Origin of the sequence: Lentzea rhizosphaerae (assembly GCF_042649515.1) — a bacterium.
Classification (GTDB): Bacteria; Actinomycetota; Actinomycetes; order Mycobacteriales; family Pseudonocardiaceae; genus Lentzea; species Lentzea aerocolonigenes.
In genome coordinates this window covers 43,752-60,225 of the sequence record NZ_JBHRZI010000014.1, presented here as the reverse complement: position 1 = coordinate 60,225, position 16,474 = coordinate 43,752, and the positions used below count along the sequence as shown (strand labels likewise).

Genomic DNA, 16,474 nt, shown 5'->3' with positions numbered 1-16,474 from the left:
TGACGCCTCGTCACGAGTGTCCACTTGGGATCTTGAAATATCAGAGTTCGCTATTTCATTGACGGCCGTCAGAAATCTGCCTAACGTCGTGCTGCGTGAAGACTGGCCAACGACTGCTCATCTCCACAGTGATCGCCTCGATGGCGGTGCTGGGACTGGTGCCCGCCACTGCCCAGGCCGCGCCCGCGACCCGCTACGACGGGGTCCTGCCGAACGGTGCGACCTGGATCGCCGACGTGCCGGCGAACTGGAACGGCACGGTGCTGCTCTACAGCCACGGCTACAACCCGACTCCGGTGAACCCGCCGGTCAACAGCCCGGACCCGGCCACCGCGGAGGCCCTGCTGGCTCGCGGCTACGCACTGGCCGGTTCGTCGTACTCCCGCCCGGGATGGGTCGCCGACACCGCGGCCCAGGACGGTCTCGACACGCTGCAGGCGGTCACCGGGATCATCGGCAAGCCTCGTCGCGCCATCGCGCTCGGGACGTCGTTCGGCGGCATGGTCACCGGACAGCTCGCCGAACGCGGCGGACGGAGGCTCGACGGCGCCGTCGCGACCTGCGGGTTGATGGGCGGCGGAATCGACCTGCACAACTACCAGCTGGACGGCTCGCACGCGCTCGCCCAGCTGCTCCTGCCCGGCGAACAGGTCAAGCTCGTCCGGTTCACCAGCACGGCCGAGGCCGCGGCGACGTCGGACCGCATGATCACGGCCCTGGACCAGGCCTGGACCACTCCGGCGGGCCGCGCTCGCATCGCCCTGATCACCGCGCTGTACCAGGAGCCGTCGTGGGTGGCGGGGCAGCCGAAGCCCGTCGACGTCGACGCCCAGGTGACGGGCCAGTACCAGAACCTGCGCGCGATCCTGCCGTTCATCGTGCTCGGCCGAGCCGACATGGAGCGCAGCGCGGGCGGCAACCCGACGTGGAACAAGGGCGTGAACTACGGCCGGCAACTCGCCGAGTCGGGCCGCCTCGCCCAGGTGGCGCAGCTGTACGGGCGGGCAGGCGCCGATCTGCACGCCGACCTGAACCTGCTGACCCGCACGGCGAACGTCACGGCCGACCCCGCGGCGCACGGCTGGATGTCCAGGACGTCCACGCTGACCGGACGGTTGGCCATGCCGGTCCTGACCATGCACACGACCGACGACGGCCTGGTTCCGGTGCAGCACCAGGAGGAGTACGCCGAAGACGTTCGCCACAGCGGTTCCGCCGGTCTGCACCGGCAGGCGTACACCGACCACGCGGGGCACTGCGCCTTCACGCCCGCCGAACTGGTCGCGGCGGTGCTCACCGTCGAGGAGCGCATCGAGACGGGTCGGTGGGACGGTCTCGCCGATCCGCGCCGGTTGCAGGCCCGCGCCTCCTCGCTCGGTCTGGGCCCGGCCGCGTTCGTCAGCTTCCGTCCGGCGGAGTTCCTCGGCGACCGCTCGACGCGTCACTGAGCTTGCGCTGGGTCCGGCGGCCTTGCGCGACCATGAACGGAATCGCGCGCAACCCGAACCGGGGGAACGTGTCCGCGAACCGGGACAACGCTCCACGCCACCGCGGGATGGTGGTGACCGGTTTGGGTTTGCCGAGCACGGCGGCGACGGCGGTGACGATGTCGGCGGGCTGCAGCAACGTGCCGGAGAACGACAGGGCGGCCGCCGGATCGTCGAGCTTGTCGTGGAGCATCGGCGTCCAGATGCCGTCCGGGCAGACGCACGAGATGTCGATGTTGCGGACTCCCGCCAGCCGGAGATCGGCGAGGGTGCTGAGGCTGAAGCCGATGGCCGCGTGCTTGGAGGCGGCGTACACCGCCTCGCCCGCGACGGCCGTGATGCCGGCGAGGGACACGATGTTCACGACGTGCCCGCCGTGTCCGCGCATGGCCTCGATCGCGGCGACGGTTCCGTTGATGGTCCCGACGGCGTTGACCTCGATCATCAGCCTGCGGGTGGCGGCGTCCTGCTCCCACGCGGGCCCGGTCACCAGAACACCGGCGTTGTTGACCCAGACGTCGAGCCGGCCCGCACGGGTGACGATGTCGTCGCGCGCGGCCTGCACGGCCACGTCGTTCCGCACGTCGAGGACCCGCGCGATCGCACCGATCTCCGTGGCGGTCGCGGTGGCGCTTGCTTCGTCGACGTCGGTGACCAGGACCGTGTAGCCGCGCTCGACGAGCATCCGCGCGACCAGCTTGCCCACGCCGCGACCGGCTCCGGTGACGACCGCGCCCGCTTTCGCTGTCATGGCAGAAGTATCGCGCCTGTGCGGTCCGGCCCGTTTGTCAGCCGGACCCGAACTGGTGGACCAACTCGGTCTCGCCGCGTTGGGCGGGGTCACCGAACCGCTCGCCACCGAGCCCGGCCCGCACGGCGGCCGCGGCTTCGGGGGTCCCGAGGTGCCACCGAAGCCGCCGCGCCACGAAGGTGATCCAGGCCTCGCTCGCACGCGCGGGTGCCCACAGCCACGGCGCCAGGTTCCCCGCCCACACCTGGAACGGCCACGCCGTGCGGTCACCCCGGATTCTCCGGCCTGACGTCTACACTCGTCCGCCATGTCCGTCCTCCTGCGACTGCACGGCGTGCGGCCGGCCGAGGTGTCGGCTCGCTGTTCGGCGGCCGCCGAGCTGATGGCGTGCCTGCACGTGCTCGCGGAACCGGAGCACCACCCCGACCGAGGTGCGTGGGTGCGACGGGTGCTCACCGACCTGCCCGAACCGGCGGCGGCGGACCTCGTCGCGTTCGCGCCGCTGTGGGCCCGGTTCCGCACCCGGCTGATGCTGCCGCTGACGCAGGGAGGTTCCGGCGACCTGGACGCCGAGCTCGCTCAGATCTCCGGCCTCGACATCGGCGTGTTCATCCAGATGGCAGGCATGGCGATCTTCGGCCTCCGGCAGAACTTCGCCTGGCCGCTGGACGACGCCGCCGGTGCACAGGCCTTCGTCCGGGCGTGCGGGGAGCGGTCCACGCGGCGCGGTGTGCTGGCCGCCGAGCTGGTGGCGGATCCGGAACGGTTGCGGGTCCGGTTGATCGGGTTGCTGCACGTGGCGTCGGAGACGTTCTTCGGAGTGCTGTGGCGCAGGCTCCAGCCTGCTCTCCAGCGGTCGGTCGAACGGGTCGAGGCGTCGTTGCGGACGGAGCCGCTGCCTCTGGTCGTGGGGTCGCTCGCGCCGAACTCCGTCATCGACGTCGCGGAGCACACGGTCGAGTTCAGCAAGCTCCAGCAGGCGGCGGTGCCGGTGCGCGGCCGCGGGCTGGTGCTGGTGCCGTCCCACTTCGCGCACCCGCACCTGCTGGTCAAGGCCGAGAAGGTGAAGGGCTGGCCGTCGCAGCAACAGCCGCCCGTCGTCGTCCAGTACCCGGCGGAGCAGCACGGGCCGAGGGGAGCCGACACCCTCGACAAGATCCGGGAGCGGATGCTCGTGCTCACCGACGCCGGGCGGCTGGAGATCTGCCGGCACCTGATCAACGAGCAGTGCACCACCACCGAGCTGGCCTGGCGGACAGGGATGACGCAGCCCCAGGTGTCCCGGCACCTGCGGCGCCTGCGCGAGGCGGGCCTGGTCGTGTCCGCACGGCACGGGCGCACGGTCCAGCACCGCATCCAGACCAGCAGGCTCTACGGAATCGGCTACGACCTGGTCGCCGGCATCGTCGGCTGACCATTACCGCACCCGCGGTAACTCCGGGCGCTCCCGCACCGGGACGGACGCATACTTGGCGCCACTCGCCGCCCGACGTCCCCCAGGAGTGCCGATGAAGACGCCTCGCCAGCTGCTCGCCGCAGCACTCGTGGTGTCCACAGTGGCCGGATGCACCGCACGAGCCACTGTGGACACAGCGACTCCTCGCCGCGGCGGGGAGCTGGTGGTCGCGGGCATGCCCACCGCACTGGATCCCGTGTACTCGACGCTGCGGAGCAACTGGTCTGCCGCCGCGACCATGTGCGAGGGACTGTGGGAGAACGACGCCCGCATGGGCGTGCACAACGGGCTGGCCGAGGACTACCGGTACGACGGCGCCACCACCTACACGGTCCGGCTGCGCGGGGGAGTCACCTTCCACGACGGCCAGCCGCTGCGGGCGGACGACGTCGCGGCATCACTGCGCCGGTACGCGGAAAGCAGTCCCGGCGCGACCTTCGGCAAGATTCTCGACAAGGTGTCCGCGGCCGATGACCTGACGGTGGTCATCAAGCTCAAGCAGCCCAGCTCCGCGGTTCCCGCGCTGCTGTCCACTCCGGACACCGCCGCCTACGTCATGCCCGCGTCACTCGTGGCCGGCGTGCCGGCGAAGAAGCCCCTTCCGCGCATCATCTGCACCGGACCGTACAAGCTGCGCGAGTTCGTACCGGACCGGCGGGTGGTTCTCGACCGCTTCGACGGGTACCGGGCCCGCACCGAACCGCCGGACGGGGCCAGCGGGGCGAAGAACGCCTACGCCGACAGCGTGAAGTTCATCCCCTACAACGAGTCCAACGTCCTCAACCAGCTCAGGACCGACGCTGCGGACATCGCCCTGTCCGGTCCGCTCATGGACCAGCTGCCGAGCTACCGGCGTGACGGACTGCTGAACCCGGTCGTCGTGCCGGGCGGCCAGTTCCGGCTCGTGCAGTTCAACCTCAAGCAGGGGCCTGCGACGAACCTCGAGTTGCGCCAAGCGGTTCAGCGGGCACTCGACCCGGCGCAGATCGCCCTGCAGAGCCTCGGCTCGACCGAGAGCTTCATCGACGACTCCAGCATGTTCCTGGAGACCTCGCCGTGGCATTCGACCGCGGGCAGCGAGGTCTACCGGGCGGCCCCGGACGTCGAGGGCGCGCGGAAAGCGTTGGCAGAGGCTGGTTACGACGGCACGCCGTTGCGGATCCTGTACCGGCCCAGCCGTGATCCCCACGCCGAACTGGTCCGCCAGCAGCTCGGCGCCGCGGGGATCAACGTCGCCCTGCAGGCCACCGACGAGACCAGCTTCACCTCCCGCCGCGCGGACCCGGCGCAGTGGGACCTGTTCCTCGCCACCGGCACCAGCTACTCGGACCCGTTGACGGTGGTGTTCCTCAGCTCCGGTTTCCCCGGCTGGTGGAACACCCCGGCGAAGAACGCGCTGATGAACCGCATCCTCTCCGGCGCGGACGCACCCGCCCGGCAGGCCGCGTGGACCGAGCTGCAGCAGCTCGTGTGGACCGACCTGCCGTTCGTGAAGCTCGGCTTCGAGGGGAACCTCGCCGTCACCAGCACGCGGGTCGGCGGGTTCGCGCCGGCGCTCGGCACGGTCCGCGGCTTCTACAACGTCTGGCTCGGTCGCTAGCCCGCCTCGTACGAAGGAAATCCCATGCTGCGACAACGTTTCCAGGACCTGGTGCGCGATCGGACCGCGATGGCGGGGGCGGCGCTGCTCGGACTGATGATCGCCCTCGCCGTGCTGGCCCCGCTGCTCGGCGGCGACCCCTACCGCGTCGATCCCACCATCACGTTGCGCCCGCCCAGCGCGAGCCACTGGTTCGGCACGGACGAGAAGGGCAGGGACCTCTGGACGATGGTGGTCCACGGCGCCCGCACGTCACTGGCCATCGGCGCTGTCACGACCGCGCTCGCCGTCGTGACGGGCTACGTGCTCGGTGTCGCGTGCGGGTACTTCCGCTGGGTCGACGCCGTGGTGATGCGGGTGGTGGACGGCCTGATGTCGTTCCCGTCGATCGTGCTGGTGATCAGCCTGGTCGGTGTGCTCGGCGACGGCGTCGCCACGATGATCACCGGGCTCACCGTCGTGCTGATCCCGATGGTCACCCGCGTCGTGCGGGGTGCGGCGCTCGCGGTGAAGGCGATGCCGATGGTCGAGTCGACGCGCTCGCTCGGATCCCGCACGAGCTGGGTGCTGCTGCGCTACGTCGCACCCGAGGCGCTGTCGGTGGCGATCGTGCAGGCCGCGCTGGCGTTCTCGGTGACGGTGCTGTCCGTGGCGGCGCTGAGCTTCCTCGGCATCGGGCTGCCTCCGGACGTGCCGAGCTGGGGCACGAGCCTGTCGGCGGCCCAGCAGTACTTCTACTCGGCCTGGTGGATCGGGGTGTTCCCGGGCCTCGCCATCGTGGCGACAGTGCTCGGGCTCGTGCTGCTCGGCGACGGCCTCCGCGACGTGTTCGACCCCCGGTCGGCGAGGAAGTGAGAACCCCGTGACCAACTACCTCCTCAAGCGCCTCGGCGCGCTCCTGCCCACCGTCGCCGTCCCGATGGTGCTCCTGTTCGTGATGCTGCGGCTGGCGCCCGGCGACCCGGCAGCGGCCATCGCCGGTGATTCCGCGACCACGGAAGAGATCGCGGAGGTCCGCAGCAGGCTCGGACTGGACGCCTCGCTGTGGGACCAGTTCCTCGGCTGGCTCGGCAGGGTCGTGCGACTCGACTTCGGCGACTCGCTGTTCGCCGAGCTCAGGGTGTCCGGACTGGTGTTCGAGCACGCGCAGGTGACGGTGCAGCTCACCGTGCTCGCGCTCACCGTGGCGGTGCTGATCGGCCCGGTCCTCGGCATCGCCGCGGGCACCCGCAGGCACGGTCTTCTCGACCGGGTGCTGGTCTTCGGCTCGTCGATCGGCATCGCGGTGCCCAGCTTCTGGCTCGCCGTCCTGCTGATCGCGGTGTTCGGCGTGGTCTGGCAGGTCTTCCCGGTCGCCGGGTACGTCCCGTTCACCGAGGACCCGGTGCTGTTCCTGCACCACCTGGCGCTGCCCGCGATCTCGCTCGGACTGGTGGAGGCGGCCACGTTGTTCCGCTACAGCCGGGCGGGCGTGCTCGACTCGCTGCACCAGCCGTTCGTGACCACCGCACGGTCGATGGGGCTGCCCGAACGCACGGTGATCCGGAAGTACGTCTTCCGCGCGGCCGTGGTGCCGATGGTGACCGTCGTCGGCCTGACCACCGGCTCGTTGATGGGCGGGGCCGTGGTCACCGAGTCCGTCTTCTCCGTCCCCGGCCTGGGACAGCTCCTGCTGACCGCGGTGCAACGCCGTGACTACCCCGTCATCGAGGGCTGCATCTTCTTCATCGCCGTGGTCTACGTCCTGCTGAACCTGCTGATCGACCTGCTCTATTCGCTGCTCGACCCGCGCATCCGCTACTGAGGAGTCGGCGTGCACACCACAACAGAGCCACTACTGCGCGTTTCGGGGCTCTCCGCGCGCATCGGGGATTTCCCGCTGGTGCGGGACGTCGGTTTCGAGGTCCACCGCGGCCGGACGCTCGCGGTCGTCGGCGAGTCCGGATCGGGCAAGAGCATCACCGCCGCCGCGGTCATGGGCATCCTGCCGCCGCAGATCACCGCGGAAGGCTCGGTGTTCTTCGACGGAACGGAACTGCTCGGCGAGCCGGCGAAACGACGACGTGCCCGTGGGGGAGCGGAGATCGGTTACGTGTTCCAGGAACCGATGAGCGCCCTGCACCCGTTGCTGCGCATCGGTACCCAGATGATCCGCCCGTTGCGCCACCACCTCGGCCTGGGCCGCCGGGAAGCCCGCGACAGGGCCCTCGAACTGCTGGAACAGGTCGGCCTCGGCAGGGAACGGAAGGTGCTCGACGCCTACGTGCACGAGCTGTCCGGCGGCATGCGCCAGCGCGTCATGATCGCCATGGCGATCTCGTGCCGGCCTCGGCTGCTGCTGGCCGACGAACCGACGACGGCACTCGATCCCACCGTGCAGCAACAGATCCTGGGACTGCTCGTGCGGCTGCGCGAGGAGCTCGACCTCGCGCTCGTGCTGATCAGCCACGACCTCGGGCTGGTCGCCCGCCACAGCGACGAGGTGCTGGTGATGTACGACGGACGGGTCGTCGAACAGGGCCCGACCGCGCAGGTCGTCGACCGGCCCGAGCACCCCTACACCCGCGCGCTGATCGACGCGGCGCCGCGGCTCGGCCGTCGTCCCGACCGGCTTCCCACGATCGACGGCGCGGTGCTCGAGCAGACCCGTGCGATGGCAGGAGGTGCGCGATGACCGTGGTGCTGGACCTCGACGGCGTGGGCAAGGACTTCTCCGCCGGCCCGTTCTTCGCGCGCCGTCGCACGGCCGCCGTCACGTCGGTGAGTCTGCGCGTGCACGCCGGTGAGACGGTCGGCCTGGTGGGGGAGTCGGGCAGTGGCAAGTCGACGCTCGGCCGCATGGCGATCGGCCTGTTGTCACCCGACCGCGGCCGGGTGACGGTGCGAGGACAGGCGCTCGCTTCGTTGACCCCCGGCAAGATGCGCACGTTCCGGCGGACGATGCAGATGGTCTTCCAGGACTCGTCCAACTCGCTCAACCCCCGGATGACCCTGGAGGACCTGCTCGTCGAACCGTTCCGGGCGCAGGGCCTGCACACCCGCTCGGAACGGCGGCACCGCGCGGCCGCGCTCGCCGACGAGGTCGGGCTCGCCCGCGGAGGTCTCGTCCGGCTGCCGCACGAGTTCTCCGGTGGCCAGCGCCAGCGCATCTCCATCGCCAGGGCGCTGGCGCTCGAACCGGACCTCCTCGTCGCCGACGAACCCGTCTCCGCCCTCGACGTCTCGGTCCAGGCGCAGATCCTGAACCTGTTCAAGGACATCCAGCAGGCGCGGAAGTTCGCGATGTTGTTCGTCTCGCACGACATGGCGGTGGTCGAGTTCATCAGCGACCAGGTCGCCGTGATGCGAGCCGGCGCGCTGGTCGAGTTCGGCAGCCGCGACGACGTCTTCGACTCCCCGCAGCAGCCCTACACCCGAACCCTGCTCGACGCCGCACCTTCGCTGTGACGGCACTTCAAGAAAGGACCTGCATGTCCGTCATCGCGGCCACCACCGGCCCGCACCCCGACGTCCCCGGTTCCCGCGCGGTCGTGCTGGAGCCGTACGGCACCGACCGGATGGCGCGGTACGACTACGTTCAGGAGGAGTACCTCGTGTCCGGCACTGCCGCCGGAACTCCCTACGGCACCAGGATCCTGATCCGCCGCCCTGCCGACCTCGCGCGCTTCAGCGGCATTGCGATCGCCGAGGCCAGCCACATCTGGGGCGGCACCTCGGTGTGGCGCGCGATCAACCGGTTCGTCATGCGGGGCAACCACGTCTGGGTCGAGATCGACTCGCAGGCCCCCTCCGCGATGGGACTGGTCGCTGGGGCGGACCCGGACCGCTACCGGTCGTTCACGTTCGCGGAAAGCCCGCTCTCCCAGCAGTTCGCCGCCACGATCCCGTTCTCGCCCGACGCGGACTACGCCGAGGTGGTGGCGGAGTACGACAGGTTCATGCGGCAGTGGTGGGACGCGACACCGCAGTCGCCGGAGATCCTCGCCCAGGTCTCCGCCGCGCTGCGAGAAGGCCTGCCCGGTACCGGGATCAAGGCGCGCAAGGTGTTCCTCGGCGGCATCTCCCAGACCGGCGGGGTCGTGCGCGAGTTCATCCGCCACCACCACGACCGGCTGCGGCTCGCCGGCGGTGCGCCTGCCTTCGACGGGTACCTGCCGGGAGCGTCCGGCGGTCCCGCCCTGCCCGACGTCGACGTCCCCGTCATCGAGGTGCTCGGCGAGGCCGAGTTCCAGAGCGTCCGCCGCCGCTGCGGAGTCGGCGGGCAGGTGCGCGGCCTGAGCCACCGCCGCGCCGACAGCCCGAGCTTCCGCCTGTACGAGGTGGCCGGCATGGCGCACCGGGAGACCCGCGAGATGTCCGCCGCCGACCGCGAGCGGCTCGCCAGGTGCCCGCTCCCGGCGGGTGCCCGGTGGAGCACCTTTCCGAACAGCCACGTCTACCACGCGTTGTGGCAGGCACTGCTGGACTGGTCGGACACCGGACGAGCGCCCGCGCCGAGCATGGTGCTCGCCACCGAAGGGGACACCGACGAGATCCTGCGCGACGAGCACGGCAATGCGCTCGGTGGCTGGCGGACCACCCACGTCGACGTGCCGACGTCCACGCTGACCGCGGCGACCCCGCTCGGGCGTCCCAGCTGGTACCACGGCAACGAGATCCCCTTCGGCCCCGCCAGGTTCGAGCAGCTGTACGGGAACGTCGAGCGGTGGCAGCGCAAGGTCGCCGACCGGCTGGAGCACTACCTGCAGGAGCAGACCTACCTGCCGATCGACGCCGAGGAGCTCCGGCGCTGATCCCCGTCGCCGCCGCTGGGCACCTCGTCGAGGTACGCCTTCGCCTGCAACGTGAACAGCTCGGCGTACCCCGCCCCGGCCGCCATCAGCTCCTCGTGCGTCCCGTACTCGGCGACCTTCCCGTGCTCCAGCAACAGGATCCGCTCCGCCTGCCGCACGGTCGAGAACCGGTGCGAGATGTACAGCGTCGTGCGGCCCTCCGACAGTTCCCGCAGCCGCGAGAACAGGTCGTGCTCCGCCTGTGCGTCCAGTGCCGACGTCGGCTCGTCGAGCACCAGGATCGGTGCCTCCCGCTGGAACGCCCTGGCCAGCGCGATCTTCTGCCACTCGCCGCCGGACAGGCTGACGCCCTGGTCGAACCAGCGGCCCAGCGGGCTGTCGTAGCCCTGGGGGAGTCGCTCGATCCTCTCGTCCGCGCCGGCGCGGCGGGCCGAGTTCTCGATGTGCGGCCGGTCTTCGAGTCGGGTCAGGTCGCCCAGGCCGATGTTCTCCGCGGCGGTGCCCTGGTACGTCACGTAGTCCTGGAACATCGCGCTGATCCGCGTGCGCAGCTCCACGGGGTCGTAGGAGCGGATGTCGACGCCGTCGAGCAGGATGCGGCCGCCGGTCGGGTCGTAGAGGCGGCAGAGCAGCTTGAACAACGTCGACTTGCCCGCGCCGTTGCGGCCCACCACCGCCACCGTCTCGCCGGGGCGGATCTCGAAGCTGACGTCGTCGAGCGCGGGTTCCCCGGCGCCGGGGTAGCTGAAGGTCACCGAGTCGAACTCGATGTGTCCCTCCACTGTGGACGGCATCGGGCGTGGCGACGCCGGTGCCGTGATCTCCGGCTTCGTGCCGAGGAACCGGTACAGCGTGTCGAGGTAGAGGTTGTTCTCGTACATCCCCGAAAAGGCCGTGAAGAGACCGGACACGGACGTCTGCACGGATGCCGCCGCGGCCGTGTACAGCGCGAGGTCTCCGAGCGTGAGTCGTCCGCCGACCGCTTCCAGTGCGATGTACAACGTGATCGCCGAACCCGCGAACGTGCTCAACAGGCCCCAGGAGGTCGAGCTGATGTTGCGGTTGATCGTCAGCTTGCGCTGCCGCTCGTAGGAGACGGTGCCGAGCCGGCGGAACCGGTCGACGAAGTACGGGCCGAGCCCGAACAGCTTCGTCTCCTTGGCGTAGGTGTCCGTCGTGACCAAAGAGGACAGGTAGTCCATCCGGCGCTTGATCGGCGACATCACGAACGTCAGCCAGAACGCGCGCGTGCCGTACTTCGACTGCGAGATGAACGCCGGGATCGGCGCCAGCAGTGCGACCAGGGCCAGCACCGGACTGATCGACACGAGCAGCGCGACCATGCTGCCGAACGTGATCAGCGTGCGCAGGAGGCCCAGGGCGGAGTTCATCATCGACAGTGGCCGCGTCGGCGCTTCCTGCGCGGCCTGGCGCAGCACGTCGTACGACGCCGAGCCCTCGAAGTACGCGAGGTGCAGTTCGCTGGCGTGCGTCATCACCTGGTGGCGGATGGTCAGCGTCATGCGTTCCTGCAGCAGCGACTGCGCGATCGACGTCAGCGCGCTGCTGATCGCGATCGCGGCGAGCACGCCGAACTGGAGCAACGCGATCCTCGCGATGTCACCGGTGGTGCCGGTGTGCCCGATCGCGGCGACGACGGAGTCCAGCAGCAGCTTCGCGATGTACGCGGTCACGGTCGGCAGGAGGCCCGACAGGAGCGTGATCAGCGTCAGGACGACGGTCAGGGCCGGGCTGGCCTGCCACGTCAGCTTCGCGACCTTCGGCAGGCCGCGGACGGTCCCCGCCACGGACGTCCTCGCGCGCTTCAGCCGGGAACGCAGGTCCCGCGGTCCGTCCTCCGGCTTCGCCTCGGGAATGTCGACCGGTCCGGTGAGCCCGCTGTCCGGCACCGTGACCGCGCGCCGCCGTCGGCCGCGCCGGCCCAGCACGAACTCCACGCCGTCCGGGTTCATCCGGCCTCCACGGCGCCGTGGAGGAAGAAGTCGACCACCTGGCGCGTCGTGGGCGCGTCGTCCGACGCCATTCGGCGGCCGCCGAACAGCAGGGTCAGGAAGAGACCGGCGAGCTGCTCGGGCGGCAGCCGCAGCCGATCCTGCTCCGGCGTGAACAGCTCGACCACCGCCGCTCGGATGGCGGCCATCGACTCGCGGCGGCCGCCCTTGCGTTCGGGGTCGCGGCGCTTGATCCGGCCGGACGCGTGCAGCGCTCCCATCAGCGCGCCCATCCGTTCAAGATGCGCGCCGAGCGCTTCGGCGGCTTCGACGAGCCGGTCTTCCAGAGGTTGGTCCAGGGGGATCTCGGCGATCGCGTCGAGCACGTGGTCAGGCTTGAGGGCCTCGGCCGTGCAGGCGTCGAACAGCTCGTCCTTGTCCTTGAACGCGCGGAAGATGGTGCCCTCGCCGATGCCGGCGGCGCGGGCGATCTGGCTGCTCGTCACGTTCGCGCCGTGCTCGATCAGGAGCGGCAGCACGGCGTGCACGATCATGGCGCGCCGGTCCTCCGCGCTCATGCTCGGCGCTCTTCGCCGGGTCTCGGCTGCTGGTGTCATGCACCCATCTTGCGGAGTGAGCGCTCACTCCGTCAACGAGTATCGTCCGCGACGAGGGTGAGGATCCGGGAGATCGTCAGCTCCGGTTCCTCCAGGGGCAGCGCGTGGGTGGTCTTCGGCACGATCTCCGCGCGGAGGCGGGGATTGAGTGCCTCGACGCGGGCAGCGAGCTCGCGCGCGTCGAAGACGCCGTTGCGTTCGGCGAGCACGAAGTGGACGGGCACGTCGATCGCGCGCAGTTCGTCGTCGGTGAACACGTACTGCGGCGGGAAGTGCGGTTTGTACTTGAGCCCGCGGATCACCAGCGGGGCCAGGGTGCGGCGCGCGTAGGGATCTCCGGAGAAGATCCGGCGCAGGATCGGTGCCGGTAGCAGCCAGCGGAACATCTGGCCGAAGCTCCAGAGGACGAACCGCAGCCCGATGGTCCCGAAGCCCCCGGGTTCGATGGCGATCACGCTCGAGATCCGGTCGCCGGAACGCGTGGCGAGGTCCAGCGCCAGCCAGGCGCCGCGGGAGATCCCGACCAGGTGGAACTTCTCGTGACTCAGGCCCGCGAGCACGTCGGCGAGCCAGTCCGCCTGGTCCTGGCCGCTCTGCACGGGACGCGTCTGGACCGAGCGGCCCGGTTCGCCGATCGTGTCCACCGCGTACACCGTGTGCCGCTCGGCCAGCTCGGCGACAAAGGGGTACCAGGACAACGACGTGCCCATGACACCGTGCAGCAGCACGACCGGTGTGCCCCGCCCGGTTCCGCTGCGCCGGACCCTGGTCGGCCCGAACCGCGTCTCGACGTCCAGCTCCTCGGACGGAACCGGCCACTTCCGCAGGATCGCGTCGTACGTGGCGAAGTACTTCTCCTGCGCCTTCTGATCCACGAACCTTCCGAGCACCTCGACCCCCAAGGTCTTTTTCCAATGCAGATGCAATGTTATAGCAGCCGGCCTGCCCGGCCGACAGGAACCGGTGTGGCACAGTGATCGCGTGCCGAAACGCGTTGACCACGACGAGAGAAGGCGGGAGATCACGGAGGCGCTCTTCCGGATCGCGGCGACGCAGGGCCTCCAGGCGGTGACGCTGCGGGCGGTCGCGGCGGAGGCCGGCATCTCGATGTTCCAGGTGCAGTACTACTTCCCGACCAAGGAGCAGATGCTGCAGTACGCCTGGCAACGCATCGCCGAACTGGGCGCGGAGCGGGCAGGGCGAGACATCGCCGAGGCGATGCGGACCGGCGACGAACGCGCCGTCATCCGCGCGTGCCTGTTCGCCGTGCTCCCGACGGACGAACGCAGCCGCATGCTGTGCGCGGTGCAGATCGCCTACTTCGCCGTCGACGTCACCCGTGGCGGCCAGGCTCCGGACCAGCAGGCCATGCTGCCCCACCTCGTGCGCCTGCTCGCCGACCAACTCGGCCGGGGCCAGCAGCGCGGCAGGGTTCCCGCGCACCTCGACGCCGGGCTGGAGGCCGACGCGCTCGCGACCATGACCGCGGGCCTGCTCAGCGCGATCCTGGTCGACGCCTACGACATCGAACAGGCGACGCGGATCATCGACTACCGGCTCGGGCACCTGTTCCCCGGTTAGCGGTCACCTCGTTTAGGTACTCTCTGACCGCCTGACGAAAGGACACGGGTGGACGACTCGTCGAAGGTCGGTAGGCGTGCTCGCGCGGTGCTGGCCGCGGCGAAGACGTTCCGCGCCGAAGCGGCAGGGGTGCGCGCGGAACCGGATCGGCTGCTCGCGCTCGCCGCCGCGAAGTACCAGGCGGTGCGGGACTCGCTGGTGGCCGACCAGATCCGGGCCATGCCGGTGGACAAGCTGCGGGACACGAAGGCGAACTTGCGGCTGAGCAAGGTGAAGGCTGCCGGGTACACGACCGTCGCCGACGTCGCCGAGGCGCGCCCGGAAGAGCTCGACCGCGTGCACGGCGTCGGCAGGCAGTCGGCCGAGCAGATCGTGCGGGTCGCCCGTGCGGTCGTCGAGGGCGTCGCACGTGAGACGACGGTCCGGCTGAACCCCGACCGCGCCGACCGCGTCCAGACCGAGCTGCTGCAGCTGATGTCCAAGCTGCGCAGGGCGAACCAGCTCGTCGGGCCGCTGCACGAGCCTCTCGGCGACGTGCTGGGCCGGGTCGACGCCGACCTGCGTGCCGCGTCCCGTGCCCGGAGCCGGGTGTGGATGTTCTTCTCGTCGCGGAAGAAGCGCCAGGCCGCCGTCGACTCGCTCGAGCGGCTCGACGCTCTGCTGGCCAGCCGTGACGTGGCGGCATTGCGCGCGGTGGGCAAGCAGCTGCGCGTGCCGGACCTGGACCACCGCGCGTTGTGGCGTGACTACGAGCTCGACGCGGCTGCCTACAACACACTCCTCGCCGACGTCGCCGGCGCGGACGCGGTGCCGGATCGCAGTGCCGCCAAGGGGTTCGTCCCGGCCGACATCGAGCACGAGGTCGACGCGACCCCGCTGGACACCAGCATGCTGAAGGTGTCGCTGCGCGGCTACCAGGTGTTCGGGGCCAAGTTCGCGCTCGCCCGCAAACGCGTGATCATCGGCGACGAGATGGGACTGGGCAAGACGATCGAGGCCGTCGCGGTGATGGCGAGCCTCGCCGCAGAGGGCCGGCGCGGGTTCCTGGTGGTCTGCCCGGCGAGCGTCGTCGTCAACTGGGTCAACGAGATCGCCAGGCACAGCGACCTCGTGCCGCACCGGATGCACGGCACGGGCCGCGACGGCGCCGTCAGCGAGTGGCTGGCGCAGGGCGGCGTCGGCGTGACGACCTTCGGCACGTTGCCGAAACTGGTGCTGCCGAAGAGGTTCCGCCCGACGATGGTCGTGGTCGACGAGGCGCACTACGTGAAGAACCCGGACACGCAACGCTCGCAGGCGGTCAACACGATCGTGCAACGCGCGGAACGGGCCGTGCTCCTCACCGGCACGCCGATGGAGAACCGCGTCGAGGAGTTCCGCAACCTGGTCGCCTACCTCCAGCCGAGCGTCGCGGCCCGCACGGGCGCGATCGACGCGGTGGTGGGAGCGAAGGCGTTCCGACGCGTCGTCGCACCGGTGTACCTGCGGCGCAACCAGGAGGACGTGCTGGGGGAGTTGCCCGAGCTGCTGGAGGTGGAGGACTGGGTCGAGTTCGGCAGGCAGGACCGGCGCGCGTACCGCGACGCGGTGCGCGACGGCAACCTGATGGCGATGCGCCGCGCCGCCTACACACCGGGCACGCCCCGCGGCTCCGCGAAGCTCGAGCGCCTGCTGGAGATCATCGAGGAGTCGAAGGACAACGGCTGGAAAGTGGTGGTGTTCTCCTACTTCCACGACGTGCTGGACACGGTCGCGGACCACGTCGAAGTCTTCGGCCCACTGACCGGCGCGACGCCGGCGCAGGGCCGTCAGCAAATGGTGGACGCGTTCACGGCGCGCGAGGGCCACGCGGTGCTGGTGGCCCAGATCGAGGCGGGCGGCGTCGGCCTCAACATCCAGGCCGCGTCCGTGGTGATCATCGCTGAGCCGCAGTGGAAACCGAGCACGGAGGACCAGGCGATCGCCCGCTGCCACCGGATGGGCCAGGTCCGCAAGGTCCACGTGCACCGGTTGCTGGTCAAGGACAGCGTGGACGCGCGGGTGCAGGAGATCCGTGACCACAAGACCCTGCTGTTCGACCACTACGCGCGCGAAAGCGACACGAAGCACTCACACGCGAGCGCGCTGGATTCGGCGGTGTCGGTGGAGCAGCGAGTGGTGCAGGCGGAGCAGCAGCGCCTCGGTCTCTAAGCGGGCCGCCAAGAGTCCTGTCCGCCACTGCTCCTGTTTGGCGGGGG

Annotated in this window: 15 protein-coding genes; 10 read left to right on the top strand and 5 right to left on the bottom strand. The window is 70.2% G+C overall.

What is annotated here, in order from left to right:
* Positions 1 to 95 precede the first annotated feature (95 nt).
* Positions 96 to 1,448, top strand: coding sequence for an alpha/beta hydrolase (locus ACFOWZ_RS16275; protein WP_382373236.1), 1,353 nt, complete (start codon positions 96 to 98; stop codon positions 1,446 to 1,448).
* Here ACFOWZ_RS16275 and ACFOWZ_RS16270 read toward each other — a convergent pair.
* Together ACFOWZ_RS16270 and ACFOWZ_RS16265 are read right to left on the bottom strand one after the other, a co-directional pair.
* A complete protein-coding gene (locus tag ACFOWZ_RS16270) occupies positions 1,399 to 2,238 on the bottom strand; it encodes an SDR family oxidoreductase (protein ID WP_382373234.1) in 840 nt (279 codons plus the stop codon). The two genes, ACFOWZ_RS16275 and ACFOWZ_RS16270, sit on opposite strands and share 50 nt — an antisense overlap.
* Before the next feature lie 37 nt (positions 2,239 to 2,275).
* Positions 2,276 to 2,482, bottom strand: a complete 207-nt coding sequence (locus tag ACFOWZ_RS16265; protein WP_382373232.1) for a hypothetical protein — start codon at positions 2,480 to 2,482, stop codon at positions 2,276 to 2,278.
* Positions 2,483 to 2,545: 63 nt separating this feature from the next.
* Between ACFOWZ_RS16265 and ACFOWZ_RS16260 the strand changes: the two genes are divergently transcribed.
* The 7 genes from ACFOWZ_RS16260 to ACFOWZ_RS16230 all read left to right on the top strand — a co-directional run bounded on the left by ACFOWZ_RS16260 (position 2,546) and on the right by ACFOWZ_RS16230 (position 10,087).
* The gene (locus ACFOWZ_RS16260; protein ID WP_382373230.1) at positions 2,546 to 3,652 is read left to right on the top strand and encodes an ArsR/SmtB family transcription factor; all 1,107 of its coding nucleotides are present in this window, start codon (positions 2,546 to 2,548) and stop codon (positions 3,650 to 3,652) included.
* Positions 3,653 to 3,746: 94 nt separating this feature from the next.
* On the top strand, positions 3,747 to 5,294 hold the full coding sequence (locus tag ACFOWZ_RS16255) for an ABC transporter substrate-binding protein (RefSeq protein ID WP_382373228.1): 1,548 nt from the start codon (positions 3,747 to 3,749) through the stop codon (positions 5,292 to 5,294).
* 24 nt (positions 5,295 to 5,318) lie between these two features.
* Positions 5,319 to 6,149, top strand: coding sequence for an ABC transporter permease (locus ACFOWZ_RS16250; RefSeq protein ID WP_382373226.1), 831 nt, complete (start codon positions 5,319 to 5,321; stop codon positions 6,147 to 6,149).
* Between the two features lie 7 nt (positions 6,150 to 6,156).
* Positions 6,157 to 7,098 carry an ABC transporter permease gene (locus ACFOWZ_RS16245; protein WP_382373224.1) on the top strand — a complete coding sequence of 314 codons (942 nt, stop codon included), beginning with the start codon at positions 6,157 to 6,159 and terminating at the stop codon, positions 7,096 to 7,098.
* Between the two features lie 9 nt (positions 7,099 to 7,107).
* Positions 7,108 to 7,968, top strand: coding sequence for an ABC transporter ATP-binding protein (locus ACFOWZ_RS16240; protein ID WP_382373223.1), 861 nt, complete (start codon positions 7,108 to 7,110; stop codon positions 7,966 to 7,968).
* The gene (locus ACFOWZ_RS16235) at positions 7,965 to 8,741 is read left to right on the top strand and encodes an ATP-binding cassette domain-containing protein (RefSeq protein ID WP_382373221.1); all 777 of its coding nucleotides are present in this window, start codon (positions 7,965 to 7,967) and stop codon (positions 8,739 to 8,741) included. Before ACFOWZ_RS16240 ends, ACFOWZ_RS16235 begins: the two co-directional genes overlap by 4 nt.
* A 23-nt stretch (positions 8,742 to 8,764) precedes the next feature.
* On the top strand, positions 8,765 to 10,087 hold the full coding sequence (locus ACFOWZ_RS16230; RefSeq protein WP_382373219.1) for an alpha/beta hydrolase domain-containing protein: 1,323 nt from the start codon (positions 8,765 to 8,767) through the stop codon (positions 10,085 to 10,087).
* Here the strand turns inward: ACFOWZ_RS16230 and ACFOWZ_RS16225 are convergent.
* The 3 genes from ACFOWZ_RS16225 to ACFOWZ_RS16215 all read right to left on the bottom strand — a co-directional run bounded on the left by ACFOWZ_RS16225 (position 10,051) and on the right by ACFOWZ_RS16215 (position 13,531).
* Positions 10,051 to 12,045, bottom strand: a complete 1,995-nt coding sequence (locus tag ACFOWZ_RS16225; RefSeq protein ID WP_382373464.1) for an ABC transporter ATP-binding protein — start codon at positions 12,043 to 12,045, stop codon at positions 10,051 to 10,053. The genes ACFOWZ_RS16230 and ACFOWZ_RS16225 overlap by 37 nt on opposite strands.
* 11 nt (positions 12,046 to 12,056) lie before the next feature.
* Positions 12,057 to 12,617 carry a TetR/AcrR family transcriptional regulator gene (locus ACFOWZ_RS16220; RefSeq protein ID WP_382373462.1) on the bottom strand — a complete coding sequence of 187 codons (561 nt, stop codon included), beginning with the start codon at positions 12,615 to 12,617 and terminating at the stop codon, positions 12,057 to 12,059.
* A 71-nt stretch (positions 12,618 to 12,688) separates the two neighbouring features.
* A complete protein-coding gene (locus ACFOWZ_RS16215) occupies positions 12,689 to 13,531 on the bottom strand; it encodes an alpha/beta fold hydrolase (protein WP_382373217.1) in 843 nt (280 codons plus the stop codon).
* A gap of 106 nt (positions 13,532 to 13,637) precedes the next feature.
* On the opposite strand from ACFOWZ_RS16215, the gene ACFOWZ_RS16210 reads away from it, so the two are divergent.
* On the top strand, positions 13,638 to 14,237 hold the full coding sequence (locus ACFOWZ_RS16210) for a TetR/AcrR family transcriptional regulator (RefSeq protein ID WP_382373215.1): 600 nt from the start codon (positions 13,638 to 13,640) through the stop codon (positions 14,235 to 14,237).
* A gap of 48 nt (positions 14,238 to 14,285) precedes the next feature.
* Positions 14,286 to 16,427, top strand: a complete 2,142-nt coding sequence (locus ACFOWZ_RS16205) for a DEAD/DEAH box helicase (protein WP_382373213.1) — start codon at positions 14,286 to 14,288, stop codon at positions 16,425 to 16,427.
* The last annotated feature ends 47 nt before the right edge of the window (positions 16,428 to 16,474 follow it).